This window comes from Pseudomonas sp. LBUM1659 (assembly GCF_059716045.1).
This window is the reverse complement of record NZ_CP166797.1, coordinates 2,390,411-2,404,727: the sequence shown is the minus strand read 5'-3', so window position 1 is coordinate 2,404,727 and position 14,317 is coordinate 2,390,411. Positions and strand designations below refer to the sequence as shown.

The following is a 14,317-nucleotide window of genomic DNA, read 5'->3' as shown; positions in this document are numbered from 1 at the left end:
ATCAACGTTCCAACCCTGAAGAAGACGGAGAACGACATGCACATCAACAAGCTTTTACTTGCAGTAGCTATTGGCGCGGTCTTGTCGGCGTCCACCGTATTGATACCGGACAGTTTGTCCAGTATGTCGACCGCTCAGGCCAAGGATGGTAGTGGCGGCGGGGGTGGCGGCGGGGGGGGCGGCAGTGGCGGTGGTGGCGGCGGCAATGGCGGTGGCGGCGGCGGCGGCGGAAATGGTGGTGGCGGCGGTGGCAATGGCGGTGGTGGCGGCGGCAATGGTGGTGGTGGCGGCGGAAATGGCGGCGGCGGTGGCGGCAACAGCGGCGGTCACGGCGGAAGCGGCAGTGGCGGCAGTGGCGGCAGTGGCGGCAGTGGCGGCAGTGGCGGCAACAGCGGCAGCGGCGGCAATAGCGGCAATAGCGGCAGCAGCCACAGCGGCAGCGACCATGGCCCGGGCAATGCCGGTAATACAGCCTCCTCCAACTCCGGGCGCAGTGGCACGCACGCCGAACCTGGCGACGATCATGGCGTTCATGCCAACGGCGAAGCAGGCGATGACCATGGTGTTCATCGTTCCGGTGAAGTGTCCCATAACCAAAATGGCGTTCATCGCTCCGGTGAAGTGTCCCATAACCAAAATGGCGTTCATCGCTCCGGTGAAGTGTCCCATAACCAAAATGGCGCTCAGGCCAATGGCGAAATCGGCGACGACCGTGGCGTTCATGCCAACGGCGAAGTCGGCGATGACCGTGGCGTACATGCCAATGGCGAAGTCGGCGATGACAAGAGGAGCTGATAACCGCTAAACACGGGAACCCCAAAAATCTCCTGTGGGAGAGAGCCTGCTCGCGATAGCCATTTGTCATTCAACATTGATGTCGTCTGACACTCCGCCATCGCGAGCAGGCTCGCTTCCACAGGGGCATCTGTGTACGAGGCTTAGCGCACACCCTCTGTCTGATCCAGCCGCTCGCGCAAAAACTCGATCATCGCCTGCACCGGTCGCGAACTCTGACGGTGCTGCGGATACACCGCCGACAACGTCAACGGCTCAGGCCGAAACGCATCCAGCACCGGCACCAGCCTGCCATCCTTCAGCGCTGAACCGACAATAAACGTCGGCAAGTAAGTAATCCCCATCCCGGCAATCGCCGCGTCCTTGAGCAACTCACCGTTGTTGACCCGCATCCTGCCCGTGACATTGACGATCAACGGTTTGCCCTGCCCGTCGAACCGCCATTGCACCTGACGACCGTGGCCATAGGGCAGGCAGTCATGGTTATGCAGGTCTTCGGGTTTGAGCGGCGTACCGCGCTCGGCCAGGTACGTCGGGCTGGCGCAGTACACGCGCTGGATCGACGCGATGCGTCGGGCGATGAGCGTCGAGTCTTCCAGAATGCCGATGCGCAAGGCCAGGTCGTAGCCTTCACCGAGCAAATCCACCGGGCGATCGCTGAGGTCCACTTCCACGGTGACGTCACGATAACGCTGCAAGAACACCGGCAGCAGGCAACCCAAATGCGCCACCGCAAACGACAATGGTGCGCTGATGCGAAGGGTGCCGCGTGGCTCAGTGGTCTGCCCGGCAATACCCTGCTCTACTTGCTCGACCTCACTCAGCAGGCGCAAGGCTGATTCGTAATAACTCTGCCCCAGCGGCGTGACGTCCAGCCGCCGTGTCGAGCGATTGAGCAAGCGCACGCCCAGGCGCTCTTCGAGTTGCATCAAACGCCGGCTGACGAACTGCTTGGACAACCCCAATTGATCAGCCGCCGCGGTGAAGCTACCGGATTCCATGACCTGGCAAAAAATACGCATGTCTTCGAACGGATTCATTGTCATTCTCTGGTTGACAGTCAAACACTTTATAGCCGCTTTTACGCTTATCGACACCCTGTTGATCTTGCGTTCAGCTCGCGACAAAAGCTCATTCGTCAGACAAAAAAATGCCCGCGTATTAGCGGGCATCTTTCATTGCGGCAGGACTTACTTGGCAGTCAGCGCCGAATAGCTGTTCATCAAATTGCGGTAGTTCGGAATGCGCTGCGACAGCAGGTTCGCCAGGCCTTCCATGTCATTACGCCAGTCACCTTGCAGTTCGCAGGCCACCGAGAACCAGTTCACCAGTTGCGCACCGGCCGCCGACATTCGTGCCCAGGCGGCTTGCTGCACGGTTTCGTTGAAGGTGCCCGAGGCGTCGGTGACGACGAACACTTCAAACCCTTCCGCCAGCGCCGACAGTGTCGGGAAGGACACGCACACGTCAGTCACCACACCGGCGATGATCAACTGCTTGCGACCCGTGGCTTTGACGGCTTTGACGAAGTCCTCGTTGTCCCAGGCGTTGATCTGGCCTGGACGCGGGATGTACGGCGCGTCCGGGAACAGCTCCTTGAGCTCTGGCACCATCGGGCCATTCGGGCCGTTTTCGAAGCTGGTGGTGAGGATGGTCGGTAGCTTGAAGAACTTGGCCAGGTCAGCGAGGGCCAGCACGTTGTTCTTGAATTCGTTGGGTGAGAAATCCTGAACCAGTGAGATCAGGCCGGTCTGGTGGTCGACCAACAGGACAACGGCATCGTCTTTGTTCAGGCGTTTGTACGGAACGTTGCTCATGTGAAACTCCTCGGTGGATGTTTGTCGCTCAGGACGTCGGCCAACGCGGCCGGCGCTTTTTTATGTGATCGTCAGAACGCGAAGCACGAGCAGCCAAAAGCGCCCCAGAAACCCGCAAAATCGCTGACCGGGGCGTTCGACAAACGTGCCTTTTCATGGCTGTGTGAATGTACGCCGCAGGGTCCGCTGCAATGGTGAACCTGCGTCTGCATCGGCGAAGTTGGACGCCAGTGGCCCGGCACGTTCACTACCGGCGACCAGTCCGGCAGCACCGGCACACTGGCCGGCCCAAGTTTTTCGAAGTCACCGGCGGCGTACACCACTTTGCCGCCAACCACCGTCAACACCGACTCGATCCACTTGATCGCTTCTTCGTCGACGCTGAAAAAGTCCGCGCTAAGCGCTGCGACGTCCGCCAGTTGGCCGACCTTGATCATGCCTTTCTTGCCCTGCTCGGAAGAGAACCAGGCGCTGCCGTGAGTGAACAGTTCCAGCGCAGTCTGCCGAGACAAGCCCTCGGCGTGCAGTTCAAGCCCACCCACGGTGCGGCCGCTGACCATCCAGTACAGCGAGGTCCATGGATTGTAGCTAGACACTCGCGTGGCGTCGGTGCCAGCGCCAACCGGTACACCTTCGGCCAACATACGCTTGATCGGCGGCGTCGCTTCAGCGGCTTTGGCACCGTAACGCTCGACAAAGTATTCGCCCTGAAACGCCATCCGATCCTGAATCGCAATGCCGCCGCCCAGCGCCCTCACCCGCTCGATGTTCTGCGGGGTGATGGTTTCGGCGTGATCGAAAAACCATGGCAGCCCGTTGAACGGAATGTCACGGTTTACCTTCTCGAACACGTCGAGCATGCGGCTGATCGATTCGTTATAGGTGGCGTGCAAACGGAACGGCCAGCGCTGTTCCACCAAGTGGCGCACCACCGGTTCCAGCTCGTCTTCCATGGTTTTGGGCAGGTCCGGACGCGGTTCAAGGAAATCCTCGAAATCCGCTGCCGAGAACACCAGCATTTCCCCGGCACCGTTGTGCCGCAGGTAATCGTCGCCCTGGTGCAGGGTCACGCTGCTGGTCCAGTTCTTGAAGTCGGTGAGTTCTTCTTTCGGCTTCTGGGTGAACAGGTTGTAGGCGATGCGAATGGTCAGTTGCTGGTCCTTGGCCAGTTGCTCGATCACCTGATAATCGTCCGGGTAATTCTGGAAACCACCGCCAGCATCGATGGCGCTGGTCAGGCCCAGACGATTGAGTTCGCGCATGAATTGACGGGTCGAGTTGACCTGATACTCCAGCGGCAACTTCGGCCCCTTGGCCAGCGTCGAGTACAAAATCATCGCGTTGGGCCGCGCGACCAGCATGCCGGTCGGCTCACCGTTGGCATCACGCACAATCTCGCCACCCGGCGGGTTCGGCGTCGTGCGGTTGTATCCGGCCACGCGCAACGCGGCGCGGTTGAGCAAGGCACGATCGTACAAATGCAGGACAAACACTGGCGTGTCCGGCGCGGCCTGGTTCAATTCTTCGAGGGTCGGCATGCGTTTTTCGGCGAACTGGAATTCGTTCCAGCCACCGACCACCCGCACCCATTGCGGCGTCGGCGTGCGGTCGGCCTGATCCTTGAGCATGCGCAAGGCATCGGCCAGCGACGGTACACCCTCCCAACGCAGTTCGAGGTTGTAATTCAAACCGCCACGTATCAGGTGCAAGTGCGAGTCGTTAAGGCCAGGGATGACGCAGCGGCCCCTGAGGTCGATGATCTGTGTACCCGACCCGCGCAGGGCCATGGCCTCGGCATCGGTGCCGACCGCAACGAAACGACCGTCGCTGATGGCGACGGCACTGGCGAGCGGATTTTCACGGTCAACGGTATGAAATTGGCCATTGAATAGAACCAGATCGGCGTTCATCGCGTTTCCTTGGGCTGAGTGGGAGGAGATAACCAGGGCGCGAACAGGCGCGTCGCCATCGGCATGAACAGGTACACCACCGACACCACGATGGTCAGCGTGATCAGGAACGTCGCGACCACGTAACTGGAGAGGAAGGCATTGAGCTGGAGCAGCGGCCCCCAGATCAGTGGCACCAGCAAGGTGTGCGGCAGAATCACCAACAGCGTCACCACGGCCTGTTTCCAGCGCGGCGGCGGTGGCGACGCGGTGTCGGCTTGCGGCGCGAACCAGAATTCCTTGACCGGGTTAACCTCGGTCTGGTCCCCATCGGCGAGCATCGGCGTGGCTTCGCGGACCAGTTCCAGCCGCTGCGGCGAATCGAGCCATTGCTGCATCGCCTCGGTGGTGCAAAAGCGCAACACGCAGGTGTACATGTCGAGGCCGGCGCTATTACCGTGCATCACGTCGACCCCCAAGTGCCCCTCCTGCTGCCCGGCGATGCTGACAATGTTGCGTAGCCAGGCGGCGTAAGGCACTTCAAATCCCGCCTTCACCCGGTGCTTGATGACCAGGGTCACGACTTCCTCAAAACGATTGGACTCAGGCATACCGTAACGCTCCGGCGAATCGGACATTGAACGCCAGCCGTCCCGGCCCGGCGATGAAAATGCTGGTGAACAGAATCAACAGCAGCCAACCGAACTGCCCTTCTTCGAGACTCCATTGCGCATGCACCACCAACAACGCCACCCACAACACACACAAAATCGGCAGGCACGCCAAACGCACCAGCACCCCGGCGATGATCAGCAACGGGCACAACACCTCGGCGAAAATTGCCAGCATCAGCGTGACGTTCGCGCCCCAGTGGAAAGGGTCTTCGATGATTTGCAGTTGAGCGCTGTAGTTAAGCAGCTTCGGCAAACCGTGCACCCACAAGAGGAACAAACTGCTGCTGACCCGCAAAAAAAGCAGCCCCAGGTCCTGAGCTCGTTCATCCCATTGCAATGTGTCCATGGGCTACCTGCACAAATGAAAAACCACCGGCAGTCAAGCACCGGAACATCATTCGATAGTGCCGGTGTGGAGACGGGAAAAATTGGATGGGTGTGCTCTTTTTGTGAATGAGCGTGGATCCACATAGCTGCGAAGATCCCTGTGGGAGCCGGGCTTGCCCGCGATGGCGGTGATTCAGACAACAGTGATGTTGGCTGACCCACCGCCATCGCGGGCAAGCCCGGCTCCCACAGGGGAATTGGTATGCCAAAGGGTTTTACATTGAGTGATGAATCACTCCTCTTTACTTCATCAATCCCAACTCAGTGCGCCACCAGTTTGATACTCAATAACCCTGGGTCGGATAACAGCCTGAGGTTTATCATTTGCAACGTTTAGCTTTCCGGAAAACGGTACGTCCGGAGATTCCGGGCCACTCGCGACAAACAAAAAACGGCCTGAGATTGTCTTGGCTTTTTTGTTTGCACGCATGTTGATCGTTCCCACTCTTGAGACGTATTCATTTCCTTCGGGCGTGGTAAATGTCGCTCGCGCCTTTCCTTGTGTACCGGAGAAGTCGAACTTGCCATTCATGACGCCAACCCCCTCCACCCTGAATTGGCAGCCTTCATATTTCCCCTCCCCAAATGCATTAATAATCCAGTCGCTATTTTCCAAAAAAACCACTGTGAGTTGAGTTGCCTTAAAGTCAAACTCGGGCGTTTCAAAATGGCAGGATTGTTCAACCGGAGTACTTTTCCTGGAGCTTGATGGGTTTACGATGGACGATGACATGGCGCCTCCAAGGGAATGCGAGTTTTTCTTGATCTTCGACAAAAGGATGTGTCAGCGGGAATGGTGTTAGAGTTTCGCGTATCAATGCACTGTTACAACTGACAGTTTTTTAGAACAAATTGCGATCAGCCATAGCCTGTAGGCAGTCGATGACATACAAACTCACAGGCTCGCTCTCACAGTTGGACTGGGTAAATCTGGCATAGACTGGTCGACTGGGAGGGCGTCATCGCAGGCAAGCCAGCTCCCACAGGGCTCGGTGAATATCTGGCTGGGAGACCGCCGTGTTCAAGCCGGAATCGGCAAAGGCGCGGACATGTATTCGCTGATGCGCGACCGTAACCAGCGCTCCGCCGGGTCATTGTCATGCACCCCGCTCCAGGCCATCGACAATTGCGCCGCATCGATGGGAAACGGTGGATCTTCAGCCCGCAACCCACAGCCCTCTACCAGCGCGCATGCGGCATAGTCCGGCACGGTGGCGATCATTTCGGTGCCAGCGAGCAATGCGCGCAAGCCGCTGAACTGGGGTACTCCCAACACTACTCGTCGACTGCGTCCGAGCTTGGCCAGGTCAAGGTCGATGTTGCCGCTCAGGTCGCCGGAGAACGACACCATGGCGTGGGGCCGTTCGCAGTATTCATCCAGAGTAAGCGTGCCCGGTCGCTTGTCCCCGCGTAGCACTTTGCAGGGAATGTCCCGCAGTTTTTTGCGTTTGGCGTTGGCCGGCAAGTCGGTGGTGTAGCTGACGCCCACGGAGATTTCCCCGGAGGCCAGCAACGCCGGCATCAGCAGGTAGTTGGCTCGACGCACCACGACCACAATCCCCGGTGCCTCTTCTTGCAGTTGCCGCAATAACGGCGGAAACAAACCAAACTCGGCATCGTCCGACAGCCCGATTCGAAACACATCGCAACTGGTCGCCGGATCAAACTCCTTGGCACGGCTGACCGCGCCCGAGATCGTATCCATCGCCGGCTGCAATTCTTTGAGAATCGCCAGCGCTCGCCCGGTCGGCTCCATGCCGCGCCCGTTGCGCAGCAACAGCGGATCATCGAACAAATCGCGCAACCGCCCCAACGCCGCACTTACAGCGGGCTGGCCCATGAACAGTTTTTCCGCGACGCGGGTCAGGTTCTTTTCGAACATCAGGGCCTCGAAAATCACCAGCAGGTTCATGTCGACGCGGCGCAGATCGTTACGGTTCATAGGCACGGTTCCCTTGTGTGATAGCCAGATACGAAACGGTAGGACTTTACTCGATCAGCGGTACGTTGGCCGCACGATTGTAGGGGCCGCATACGACCGGCACCCATTGGAAATGCTTGCCCTCGGCGGCGATGTAGCCGATGTCCGGAAACGGCAAGTGCGCCGGCGGATGACGCAGATTCTGCAAGGACCGCGCCCAAAGAAATTGCAGCAATGTGCTGAGTTAGCGCCTTTTGCGGTGTTGCGCACGGGCGGAATTAACAACGTTTAACTCGCCTGCCAACGCCCCGCGACGAAGAATGAAGCTCACCGACACGGACATTTGTCATGGCTCATTCTCAGCAAAACGCTGCGCTCGCGGCAGTCACTGAATCGCCAAAGAAGACCGCTGGCGGCTTGACCCCCTGGCGCGAAAGCCTGGCGAAACAACTGATCCTGGAACGTCTCGATGAAACCGTCGAGGTCACCGAACTGGCACGGGCCTGCGCCCTCTCGCGCAGTCATTTTTCCCGCGCATTCAAATGCAGCACCGGTCTCTCGCCGCAAGACTGGATTCGTCATCAGCGCATTGCCCGAGCCAAGCAGCTGATCCAGAACACCGACCTGACGCTGACGCAAATCAGTCTCGAATGCGGTTTCTGCGATCAGGCACACTTTTGCCACATCTTCACCCGCAGCGAAGGCATCAATCCGTTTGCCTGGCGCTGCCGTACAGTGCGCTCACAACCCCATCGCCACACCTCCACCACGCAAGTTCACGAACAATAAAGCCCGACGCTGCACGCCTCGCAGCTGTCGAGCTTGCGAGGCAGCATCGTGGCACGTCAACCCTTGAGGAACGCCAGCAAATCAGCGTTCAGTTGATCCTTGTGGGTATCCGTCAAGCCATGGGGAGCGCCCGGGTAGACCTTGAGCGTGGAGCCTTTGACCAATCCTGCCGAGGCGATGCCCGCCGCTTCGATCGGCACCACCTGATCGGCGTCGCCATGCACCACCAGGGTGGGAATGTCGAACTTCTTCAGGTCTTCGGTGAAGTCGGTTTCGGAGAAGGCCTTGATGCAGTCGTAGGCGTTTTTGTGGCCGGCGGCCATACCTTGCACCCAGAACCAGTCGATCATGCCTTGTGACGGTTTGGCGTCCGGTTTGTTAAAACCGAAGAACGGCCCGCTAGCGAGGTCGATGTACAGCTGCGAGCGGTCGACCAGTGATGCCTGGCGAATGCCATCGAACACCTCGATGGGCAGACCACCGGGGTTGGCTTCGGTCTTGAGCATCAGCGGCGGCACCGCAGAGATCAGCCCGGCCTTGGCCACACGGCCAGTGCCGTGGCGACCGATGTAGCGCGCCACTTCACCGCCGCCGGTGGAGAAGCCGAACAACACGGCGTTTTGCAGGTCCAGCAACTCGATCAACTGCGCCAGGTCATCGGCGTAGGTGTCCATGTCATTGCCGGTCCACGGCTGGCTGGAGCGCCCGTGACCACGACGGTCATGTGCGATGACACGGTAGCCTTTAGAGGCCAGGAACATCATCTGCGACTCCCAGCTGTCGGCATTCAACGGCCAGCCATGGCTGAAGACGATGGGCTGACCGGTGCCCCAGTCCTTGTAGTAAATCTCGGTGCCGTCTCGGGTGGTGAACGTACTCATGCGATATCTCCTTAGCGAGGGTTGGGGTGAATCAAAGCGGTGAGTGGATCATGCGTTCGGCCAGCCGGGCCACCCGCTCGCCCAGATGCGCAGCGGTGCAGCGGTCTTCGGGCGGCGGGGCCAGTTCGGGAGGTTGCTCGACATTTGACTGGGACATGGCACCCAGCGAGCTGCCCAGGCGATTCATCTGCCCATCGAACACGCCGGTGCCGGAGCGCGCCGGCAGCACGTCCAGACCAACCCAGATCATTGAGTGTTGGGCGGCGAACACTGCCATCTGCAACAAGGTGTTGAGCTTGTCGCCGCACAGGCTGCCGGAGTTGGTGAACCCGGCCGCCAACTTGTCGCGCCAGGGTTGGGCCAGGTAAAACGCCGCGGAGGCTTCCATGAATCCTTTGAAGGGTGCCGAGGCGCTGCCCATGTAGGTCGGCGCGCCAAAGATGATGGCGTCGGCGCGGTGCAATCGGTCCCAGTGGTCTTCCACTTCTTCGACAGCAATCAATTGGCAGGTGCTGCCCAAGTGCCGTTCCACCCCTTGGGCGACGGCCTGCGCCATGATCCGGGTGTGCCCGTAGCCGCTGTGATAGACCACCACCACGTTGCTCATTCCGGTGTCCTCATGACAATGAATCCCTGCTTGACTGCAATCCCACAGGAATCGCACTACGATTAACCGGTGGACGTTGAAGAACAGAGTTTTGGGCGTAAACCGGACGCAGGACGAGTTAAACGTTGTTAATTTTCCATGGCGCGCCAAAAACCCTGACGCTGCTTTTGCTACCGTAAACACGGCACCTGCTGCGGGTGCAGGGCACCGGCAGTCGTAGCGCGCCCCAAAAGTCACCCGAACCCGCGTTGCGTTGACGGAAAAACCTGAGGAATATGCTCGAAACCCGCGTCCTTGACGGATGCAAGCTGGAGTGACCCGTTGACCCTTTCCCCCGAGCAGGCTGTGCATTTCGGCCCCTACCGGATCTACCCCGGACAACGCCTGGTAATGGAGGCTGACCAGCCCCTGCGCCTTGGCCGACGTGCCATGGACATTCTGTTGATCCTGCTGGAGCACGCCGGCCAGGTGGTCAGCAAACAGCAACTGATCGCGGCGGTCTGGCCCAAAAGCGTGGTGGAGGACATCAACCTGCGGGTGCACATGGCGGCACTGCGCAAAGCCCTCGGCGATGGCCAGGCCGGCCAGCGCTACATCGTCACCGTGGCGCAGCGGGGCTATAGCTTTGTTGCGCCCTATTCGCTGGAACTGATCGACCAACACCCCGACACCGAAGCGCCGGTGCCCAACGGCCATAACCTGCCCGTACGCCGCACTCGCCTGATCGGTCGCCAGTCCCTGGTCGACACGCTGGTGACGCAACTGGCACGCCAGCGTTTCATCACCCTCGTCGGCCCCGGCGGCATTGGCAAGACCACCGTGGCTCTGCGCGTTGCCGAACAACTGATCGGGTACTACCGGGACGGCATTCGCCTGCTGGACCTCGCACCGATCAACGACCCGCTGATGGTCACCACGCATTTGGCGACGTTGCTGGAGTTGTCCCTGTACGACGGCGAACCCGTGAGCGAAATCGCCACCTTCCTGCGCGACCGGCAGATGCTGCTGGTGATCGACAATTGCGAGCACCTGCTCGACGCCATTGCCCTGCTCTGCGAAGGACTCCTGCGGGGCGCGCCGCAGGTGCACATTCTGGCCACCAGTCGCGAGAGCCTGCGGGCCGAAGGGGAATTCGTTCAGCGCCTTGAATCGCTGGATTGTCCACCGCCCATCGCCGTGCTGGACCGCGCTCAGGCCATGACGTTTTCGGCGCTGCAATTGTTTGTGGAGCGGGCGATGGCCAGCCACGACAACTTTGAATTGAGCGACGGCGAGCTGCCACTGTTGATCGACATCTGCCACCGTCTGGACGGGATTCCATTGGCCATCGAACTGGCCGCCGCGCAAGTCGGCAGCTTTGGTTTGGGTGGACTGCTGGAACAGCTGCAAGGCAGTTTTCGCCTGCTTACCCAAGGGTGTCAGCCGGCGTTGGGCCGGCACCAGACCCTTCGTGCCACGCTCGACTGGAGCTTCGAACTGCTGACGGCCTGCGAGCAAACCTGCCTGCGCCGATTGGGCGTGTTCAGGGGCGGATTCACCCTGGAGTCGGCCGCCGCGGTGATCGTCGGTGAACACTTCGACCCCGACAAGGTGTTTGGCGCAATCACCCAACTGGTGGCCAAGTCGTTGCTCAATGTGGAAGTGGGCGATGAAGAAGTGTTCTACCGCCTGCTCGACACCACACGCAGCTATGCTCTGGAGAAACTCGACCAGAGCACCGACCTGGCGGACACGCAAATCCGCCATGCCGAACATTGCCTGGCCTTGATGCATCAGGCCCAGGCCGACTGGGAGCGCATCCCCACCGGTCTGTGGATCGAGCGTTACGCCCGTGGCCTGGAAGATATTCGCGCGGCGCTCGATTGGGGCTTGAACGGACACGGGTCGCAAGTACTGGCGATCCGCCTGGCCGCAACGTCCACGCCGCTGTGGCAGGAACTGTCGCTGCTCAAGGAGCACGGCGTGTATGTGTGCAAGGCCCTGACGTTGCTCGACGCGACGCCCGAGCCCTGCCTTCATCTGAAAATGGCCCTCAAGCTCGCCCTCGGCAGCTCCTTTTACCACACCCAGGGCGGCACACCGGAAACCATCGAAGCCTTCGTCAGCGCCAGAAACCTGGCCAGACAGTGCAGTGACGTGGCCGGTCAGCAGCGGGCGGTGTCCGGGCACATGGCGGTCAACCTCAGTTGCGGCAACTATCAAATGGCGCTGGAACAGAGCCAGCAATTCGACCGGTTGGGCGCACAAGACGATGCCGTGCTGTCGCTGAGTATTCACCGCTTACGGGTGCTGGCCCTGCACTTTGCCGGGGATCAGGAACAAGCGGGGGCGGATGCTGAACAAGTGATCCAACGCATGGCCCAGAGCGGCCACCTCAACCGCTTCACCCACGGTTTTGGCGTGCAATACGATCAGAGCGTGGCCGCCCTGACGATTCTGGCGCGCATCCTGTGGTTACGGGGCCAACCGGAGCAGGCCTGGCGCACCGCGCGGCAGGCGCTGGACATCGCGATTCAGATCAACCATGGCACCTCCATTTGCTACACCCTGGCCCTGGCCGGCTGCCTGATCGCCCATTACAACGGCGACACCCGCAGCGCGCGCGAGCTGCTGCGCCTGCTGCTGGAGCAAGCGCAAAAACACTCGGTGTTGCTGTTCTATACGTGGGCGCGCCATTACGCGCAGGTGATCGACCCGGCGCAAGCGCATTTGCCGCCCTCACCGAGTACCGGATTGATCAAGGACATCATGGTCACGCTGGACAGCGATTTCGTCGATGACGCCTTGTTGCATCGAGCGGATACCGGCACCGCAGGCTGGAGCACGGCAGAAATCCTGCGGGCCAGGGCGAACACGCTGCTGGCAAAGGATTGCCCGCTGCAAACCGAGGCGGCCGAGGCCGTACTGATCAGGGCGCTGAACGTGGCCAGAACCCAAGGAGCCCTCACCTGGGAACTGCGCAGCGCCACCTCACTGGCAAAACTTTGGCAGCGTCAGGGCCGCTATCAGCAAGCCCATGAGTTGCTGGCGCCGATCTACCAGCGGTTCACGGAAGGCTTTGCCACACCGGACCTGATGAAAGTGCGTCGGTTACTCGACGAATTGCAGCGCCACCTGCCCGGCTGATGTAGCGGGCATAACGACTTTCAAAGTCGCGTACCTCGCCACTGTGTTCGAGTAACGTCAGAGCGTATGTGCGGGTGGTGTTGAGGAAACGGTATCGGGTCACGCCACTACCCTGCTCCATCGACAACAGTGATTTGAGCGCCAGGTGTTCCACCGCTTCCATCACGCGGCCAGGCAGCAGTACCGCGCAACTGATCACGTCGATGGCGGCGTCCGGGGTGAAGGCCATTTTGAACACGGCCAAGCGCTGCAAAACCGTTTGCTCTAGCGGGCTCAGCCGTTCATAGCTCCAGTCCAGCGCGGCTTTCAAGGTTTGATGCCGGGGGACAGCGGTGCGCCGGCCTTGGGTCAGCAGTTGAAAACAGTTATCGAGCTGGGCTTGCAACCCCACCAGCGCCAACGCGTCAATTTGCGCGGCCGCCAACTCAATCGCCAATGGCAAACCATCGAGTCTGCGGCAGATTTCACCCACAACCTTGAGGTCTTGTTCGCGCAGGGCAAAGCCTTGTTGACGGGCACGGGCACGACTGACGAACAGTTGCACGGCCGAATAGCCCATGACTTGCGCGACACTTTGCAGTTCGCAGATGGGCGGTACTGCCAGTGGCGGTAAACGCACGAGCGTTTCCCCCGCAGCCAGCAGCGGTTCGCGGCTGGTGGCCAGAATCGACAAGCGAGGTGCCGCGATCAGCAGGCTTTCGACCAATGTCCGGCAGCGCTCAAGCAGGTGCTCGCAATTGTCGAGCACCAGTAATGCGTGGCGTTGCGCCCACACCTCAAGGGGAGGCCCAACATCCAGTTCGAGGGTGCGCGTCAGGTGGTCAAGCACTTGCGCGGGATCATCAATCGCCCCCAGATCAACCTGCCAGACACCATCCTGATAGTGTTGCAACAACAGTTCAGCCACGCGCAACGCCACCGTGGTCTTTCCAATGCCCCCGGGACCGACCAGCGTCATCAGACGCCGCACCGGCAATTGCCGGACCAGACTGCCGACAATCGAGTCACGGCCGGTCACCGGCGTGAGTCGTGCAGGCAGGTTGTGCTGCGCTTTTTGAACCGTCTGGATCGACACAGGCTCGCCCGCCGGCACGTGCTGTACCGGGGCAACAAAGCTATACCCGCGTTGTGGAATGTTGACGATGAAGCGCTGACCGTTCTGCCCATCACCTAAGGCGCGGCGTAACGCGGCGATGTGTACACGCAGGTTGATTTCTTCGACCACCGACGTTGGCCAGACCTGGGCAATCAATTCGTCCTTGCTGACCACCGTCCCTGCACGTTCGACCAACACCTGCAATATGTCCAGTGCCCGCCCGCCCATACGCAGTGGCCGATCACCTTCCAGGATCAGCCGTTGCCGCTGGTGAAACGCATAGGGACCGAAATGCAGCACCGCTTCGCTATGAAAATCTGTGAGGCTGTTCATGC

At 60.2% G+C, this 14,317-nt stretch carries 14 protein-coding genes; 3 read left to right on the top strand and 11 right to left on the bottom strand.

Translation table 11 applies throughout. The features are described from left to right. Positions 1-36: 36 nt before the first annotated feature. Positions 37-795: a hypothetical protein gene (locus ACA048_RS10910; RefSeq protein ID WP_497629105.1), complete on the top strand. Its 759-nt coding sequence runs from the start codon at positions 37-39 to the stop codon at positions 793-795. A 143-nt stretch (positions 796-938) separates the two neighbouring features. Here ACA048_RS10910 and ACA048_RS10905 read toward each other — a convergent pair whose 3' ends face one another. The 8 genes from ACA048_RS10905 to ACA048_RS10870 all read right to left on the bottom strand — a co-directional run bounded on the left by ACA048_RS10905 (position 939) and on the right by ACA048_RS10870 (position 7,691). Then, entirely contained in the window at positions 939-1,835 is an 897-nt protein-coding gene (locus tag ACA048_RS10905; protein ID WP_497629104.1) for a LysR family transcriptional regulator, read from the bottom strand. A gap of 150 nt (positions 1,836-1,985) precedes the next feature. Then, positions 1,986-2,612, bottom strand: a complete 627-nt coding sequence (gene ycaC / locus ACA048_RS10900; RefSeq protein ID WP_497629103.1) for an isochorismate family cysteine hydrolase YcaC — start codon at positions 2,610-2,612, stop codon at positions 1,986-1,988. A gap of 71 nt (positions 2,613-2,683) precedes the next feature. Continuing rightward, complete coding sequence (locus ACA048_RS10895; RefSeq protein WP_497629102.1) at positions 2,684-4,522, bottom strand: amidohydrolase; 1,839 nt, start codon at positions 4,520-4,522, stop codon at positions 2,684-2,686. After that, entirely contained in the window at positions 4,519-5,112 is a 594-nt protein-coding gene (locus ACA048_RS10890) for an antibiotic biosynthesis monooxygenase (RefSeq protein WP_497629101.1), read from the bottom strand. Before ACA048_RS10890 ends, ACA048_RS10895 begins: the two co-directional genes overlap by 4 nt. Then, a complete protein-coding gene (locus ACA048_RS10885) occupies positions 5,105-5,521 on the bottom strand; it encodes a DoxX family protein (protein ID WP_497629100.1) in 417 nt (138 codons plus the stop codon). Before ACA048_RS10885 ends, ACA048_RS10890 begins: the two co-directional genes overlap by 8 nt. A 291-nt stretch (positions 5,522-5,812) precedes the next feature. Continuing rightward, positions 5,813-6,295, bottom strand: a complete 483-nt coding sequence (locus tag ACA048_RS10880) for a DUF6252 domain-containing protein (protein WP_497629099.1) — start codon at positions 6,293-6,295, stop codon at positions 5,813-5,815. 288 nt (positions 6,296-6,583) lie between these two features. Beyond that, positions 6,584-7,504, bottom strand: coding sequence for a LysR family transcriptional regulator (locus ACA048_RS10875; RefSeq protein WP_497629098.1), 921 nt, complete (start codon positions 7,502-7,504; stop codon positions 6,584-6,586). Positions 7,505-7,550: 46 nt separating this feature from the next. Then, positions 7,551-7,691, bottom strand: a complete 141-nt coding sequence (locus ACA048_RS10870; protein WP_497629096.1) for a hypothetical protein — start codon at positions 7,689-7,691, stop codon at positions 7,551-7,553. 140 nt (positions 7,692-7,831) lie between these two features. Here ACA048_RS10870 and ACA048_RS10865 point away from each other — a divergent pair, with 140 nt between their 5' ends. Continuing rightward, positions 7,832-8,272, top strand: a complete 441-nt coding sequence (locus ACA048_RS10865; protein ID WP_497629095.1) for a helix-turn-helix domain-containing protein — start codon at positions 7,832-7,834, stop codon at positions 8,270-8,272. Positions 8,273-8,328: 56 nt separating this feature from the next. Here ACA048_RS10865 and ACA048_RS10860 read toward each other — a convergent pair whose 3' ends face one another. Beyond that, entirely contained in the window at positions 8,329-9,153 is an 825-nt protein-coding gene (locus ACA048_RS10860; protein WP_497629094.1) for an alpha/beta fold hydrolase, read from the bottom strand. A 31-nt stretch (positions 9,154-9,184) separates the two neighbouring features. Further along, positions 9,185-9,760, bottom strand: coding sequence for a flavodoxin family protein (locus tag ACA048_RS10855; RefSeq protein ID WP_497629093.1), 576 nt, complete (start codon positions 9,758-9,760; stop codon positions 9,185-9,187). Between the two features lie 321 nt (positions 9,761-10,081). Between ACA048_RS10855 and ACA048_RS10850 the strand changes: the two genes are divergently transcribed. Continuing rightward, the gene (locus ACA048_RS10850) at positions 10,082-12,886 is read left to right on the top strand and encodes an ATP-binding protein (protein ID WP_497629092.1); all 2,805 of its coding nucleotides are present in this window, start codon (positions 10,082-10,084) and stop codon (positions 12,884-12,886) included. Here ACA048_RS10850 and ACA048_RS10845 read toward each other — a convergent pair. Further along, positions 12,807-14,315, bottom strand: coding sequence for an ATP-binding protein (locus ACA048_RS10845; RefSeq protein WP_497629091.1), 1,509 nt, complete (start codon positions 14,313-14,315; stop codon positions 12,807-12,809). The two genes, ACA048_RS10850 and ACA048_RS10845, sit on opposite strands and share 80 nt — an antisense overlap. Between the last annotated feature and the right edge of the window lie 2 nt (positions 14,316-14,317).

Coding starts and splice junctions, on each gene's coding strand:
- ACA048_RS10855 (WP_497629093.1), bottom strand. CDS start 9,760: ATGAGCAACGTGGTGGTGGTCTATCACAGCGGCTACGGGCACACCCGG.
- ACA048_RS10880 (WP_497629099.1), bottom strand. CDS start 6,295: ATGTCATCGTCCATCGTAAACCCATCAAGCTCCAGGAAAAGTACTCCG.
- ACA048_RS10845 (WP_497629091.1), bottom strand. CDS start 14,315: ATGAACAGCCTCACAGATTTTCATAGCGAAGCGGTGCTGCATTTCGGT.
- ACA048_RS10885 (WP_497629100.1), bottom strand. CDS start 5,521: ATGGACACATTGCAATGGGATGAACGAGCTCAGGACCTGGGGCTGCTT.
- ACA048_RS10905 (WP_497629104.1), bottom strand. CDS start 1,835: ATGAATCCGTTCGAAGACATGCGTATTTTTTGCCAGGTCATGGAATCC.
- ACA048_RS10895 (WP_497629102.1), bottom strand. CDS start 4,522: ATGAACGCCGATCTGGTTCTATTCAATGGCCAATTTCATACCGTTGAC.
- ACA048_RS10860 (WP_497629094.1), bottom strand. CDS start 9,153: ATGAGTACGTTCACCACCCGAGACGGCACCGAGATTTACTACAAGGAC.
- ACA048_RS10865 (WP_497629095.1), top strand. CDS start 7,832: ATGGCTCATTCTCAGCAAAACGCTGCGCTCGCGGCAGTCACTGAATCG.
- ycaC (WP_497629103.1), bottom strand. CDS start 2,612: ATGAGCAACGTTCCGTACAAACGCCTGAACAAAGACGATGCCGTTGTC.
- ACA048_RS10910 (WP_497629105.1), top strand. CDS start 37: ATGCACATCAACAAGCTTTTACTTGCAGTAGCTATTGGCGCGGTCTTG.
- ACA048_RS10890 (WP_497629101.1), bottom strand. CDS start 5,112: ATGCCTGAGTCCAATCGTTTTGAGGAAGTCGTGACCCTGGTCATCAAG.
- ACA048_RS10875 (WP_497629098.1), bottom strand. CDS start 7,504: ATGAACCGTAACGATCTGCGCCGCGTCGACATGAACCTGCTGGTGATT.